Annotated in this window: 3 protein-coding genes and 1 pseudogene; 3 read left to right on the forward strand and 1 reads right to left on the reverse strand. The window is 67.3% G+C overall.

Features of this window, described 5'->3' with window-relative positions; all coding sequences use genetic code 11:
- From YO9_RS19175 to hemL, 3 genes and pseudogenes are all read left to right on the forward strand, one after another.
- Positions 1 to 190, forward strand: a pseudogene (locus tag YO9_RS19175) (hypothetical protein); the annotation flags it as partial.
- Positions 187 to 1,194, forward strand: a complete 1,008-nt coding sequence (gene hemB, locus YO9_RS0115175; protein ID WP_016998262.1) for a porphobilinogen synthase — start codon at positions 187 to 189, stop codon at positions 1,192 to 1,194. The pseudogene YO9_RS19175 and the gene hemB, both read left to right, overlap by 4 nt.
- A gap of 84 nt (positions 1,195 to 1,278) precedes the next feature.
- Positions 1,279 to 2,598 (forward strand): glutamate-1-semialdehyde 2,1-aminomutase, encoded by a 1,320-nt coding sequence (gene hemL, locus YO9_RS0115180; protein ID WP_016998263.1) that lies wholly within the window; start codon positions 1,279 to 1,281, stop codon positions 2,596 to 2,598.
- Between the two features lie 173 nt (positions 2,599 to 2,771).
- On the opposite strand, the gene YO9_RS0115185 is transcribed toward hemL, so the two are convergent.
- Positions 2,772 to 3,240 (reverse strand): exonuclease domain-containing protein (locus YO9_RS0115185; RefSeq protein WP_016998264.1); only part of this gene is annotated, 469 nt, incomplete at its 5' end.

A 3,240-nucleotide genomic window follows, 5' to 3' on the forward strand; every position in this document is an offset into this window, starting at 1 on the left:
CCAACCGCGACCACCCGATGACACGAGGTGGGTGGCCATCGGCGAACCGACTGCCGCAGCACTGCGGCAACGCGGCATCACGCCCATCGTGGCCGACGATCCGAGTCCAGCGTCCCTGGCTGCGGCCGTGGACGGGGCCCTGGAAGATTTGTTCAAGACCATTAGTTCGACCGAGGAGAAAACATCGTGAGCTCACACGCACCGCTGTACGACTTGGTGTCACGCCCGCGCAGGCTCCGCACCAACCCGGCCATGCGCCGCTTTGCCGCGGAGAACCGTGTGCACCCCGCTGAGCTGATCCTGCCGGCGTTCGTCAAGGAAGGCATCTCCAAGCCCGTGGAGATCCAGTCCATGCCCGGTGTGGTTCAGCACACCGTGGACTCGCTCAAGCAGGCAGCTGCCGAGGCCGTGGAGTTGGGACTGGGCGGCATCATGCTGTTCGGCATCCCCGAGACCCGTGACGCCGTGGGCTCCGCCTCGCTCGAGGAGGACGGGATCCTGAACCACGCCATTGCGCAGGTCCGCGCGGAGGTGGGCGACGACATCGTGGTCATGTCCGACTTGTGCCTGGACGAATTCACCGACCACGGCCACTGCGGCGTGCTGGACGACGACGGCGTGGTCGACAACGACGAGACCCTGCGGATCTACGCAGAAATGGGCGTGGCCCAGGCCCAGGCCGGTGCGCACATGGTGGGCCCGTCCGGCATGATGGACGGTCAGGTGGGCGTGATTCGGGCGGCCCTGGATTCCGCCGGATACCAGGATGTCTCCGTGCTGGCGTACTCCGCCAAGTACAACTCGGCCTTTTACGGTCCGTTCCGCGAGGCCGTGGATTCAGCGCTCACGGGCGATCGGAAGACCTACCAAATGGATCCGTCCAACCGTCGCGAGGCCCTGCACGAACTGCAACTGGACCTGGACGAGGGCGCGGACATGGTCATGGTCAAGCCGGCCATGAGCTACTTGGACATCCTGCGGGACGTGGCCGAGGTGTCCCCGGTGCCGGTGTCCGCGTACCAGATCTCCGGTGAGTACGCGATGATCGAGGCCGCCGCGGGGAACGGCTGGATCGACCGCGATGCCGCGGTCAAGGAGTCCGTGCTGTCCATCAAGCGCGCTGGAGCCAATTCAATTTTGACGTACTACGCCGCCGAACTGGCGCGCTGGTACCGCCAGGACAACGGGAACTAAATCAGACTGCCGCCGCGCGTGCCCCCAACCGGCCGCGGCACACACGACCGGGGAGATCCCCGGTGGAAGGAACCAAGTGATCTCATGAGCGTCTCCCAAGAACTGTTCGATCGTGCTCAACGCGTGATGCCCGGTGGCGTGAACTCCCCGGTGCGCGCCTTCAACTCCGTGGGCGGAACCCCTCCGTTCATCTCCGCGGCCAAGGGTCCGTACCTGACTGACGTGGACGGCCGCGAATACGTGGACCTGGTCGGTTCGTGGGGTCCGGCGCTGCTGGGCCACGCGCACCCCGTGGTCCTGGAGTCCGTGCACGAGGCCGTGGAGCGCGGTCTGTCCTTCGGCGCCACGACCCGCGGTGAAACCGAACTGGCCGAACTGCTGGTCGATCGTGTGGGACCGGTGGAGGAGATCCGCATGGTCTCCACCGGCACCGAGGCCACCATGACCGCTTTGCGCCTGGCCCGCGGCTTCACCGGCCGCGACCTGGTCATCAAGTTCGCCGGTTGCTACCACGGCCACGTGGACTCGCTGCTGGCCGAGGCCGGTTCCGGTGTGGCCACTCTGGCCCTGCCGGGCTCGGCGGGCGTGACCCAAGCGACGTCGTCCCAGACGCTGGTGCTGCCGTACAACGACGTCACCGCCCTGGAACAGGCCTTCGCGGATCACCCGGGCGAGATCGCCGCCGTGATCACCGAGGCAGCACCGTGCAACATGGGCGTGGTCACCCCGGAGAACAACTTCAACGCCGAGATCCGTCGCGTGACCCAGGAACACGGCGCGCTCATGATCCTGGACGAGGTGCTCACCGGATTCCGCGTGCACGAAGCCGGCTACTGGGGCCTCAGCAACGAGGCCGAGGGCGGTTGGACCCCGGACCTGTTCACGTTCGGCAAGGTGATCGGTGGCGGTCTGCCCACCGCTGCACTGGGTGGCCGCGCGGACGTCATGAACTACCTGGCGCCGACCGGCCCGGTCTATCAGGCGGGCACGCTGTCCGGTAACCCGATTGCCATGGCGGCCGGCTTGGCCACGCTCAAGTGCGCGGACCGCATTGCCTACCAGACGATCGATCGCCGCTCCGAGCAGCTGCGTGACGCCGTGCGCTCGGCACTGGACACCGTGGGCGTGAACTACTCGATCCAGGAAGCGGGCAACCTCTTCTCGATCGCGTTCGGCACCCGGGACACCGGTGTGCACAACTACGCGGACGCCAAGGCGCAGGAAACCTTCCGCTACACCCCGTTCTTCCACGCGATGCTGGACGCGGGCGTGTACCTGCCGCCCTCGGTCTTCGAGGCCTGGTTCCTGTCCGCAGCCCACGACGATTCCGCCATGGACCGGATCATCTCCGCGCTGCCCGCAGCCGCTCAGGCCGCCGCGGAGGCGCAGCCCGAGCAGGGCTGATTCGCGCTCTCCTGAGCGCGAGCCATTCGGTGCCGGTTTACTGCATGGTAGGCCGCTTTACCGTGCAGTAAACCGGCATCAGATGGTGAGGTGCTCGTGCACCCACGCCGACGGCGCCGCGTCCCATTGCTGGGGCACGGCGCCGTCGTTGTGTGCGATTGGTGTGGAGCGGGTCAGCCGCGCGGGTGGACCGGCCAGGTGCCGTCCACCACGGCGTCCGGGTCGCGGCGTCGGAAGTATTCCTGCAGTGAGGCCGCTTGCTCCGCGGCCCACCCGATCTGGGAGTGGTGCAGTTCGCTCGCCGTGGACTGCAGCTCGGTGAATTTTTCGGCCATGGCGGCGGCCAATCGTTCGGTGGCCAGGGCGTCCGCGGCGGAGGTGTGGGCGGCGTCCAGGACCACGCCGTACTCCTCGCACAGCGCGCCCAGCGTGCGCTTGCCCCTGCGGAACTTGTGCACTTGCTTGTTCAGAATGAACGGATCGAGCACCGGGAACGGCTCGGTCCACGGCACGCCATGGCGCTCGCCCTCCCGGGCCAGGACGGTCAGGTCATAGGCGGCATTGAACGCGAGTACCGGGGTGCTCTGCGCCCACAGCTCGGCCAGCACCGCGGACAATTCGGCGACGACGTCGCTCGCGGCC

The sequence above is a fragment of the Kocuria atrinae C3-8 genome (assembly GCF_000286355.1).
Classification (GTDB): domain Bacteria; phylum Actinomycetota; class Actinomycetes; order Actinomycetales; family Micrococcaceae; genus Kocuria; species Kocuria atrinae_A.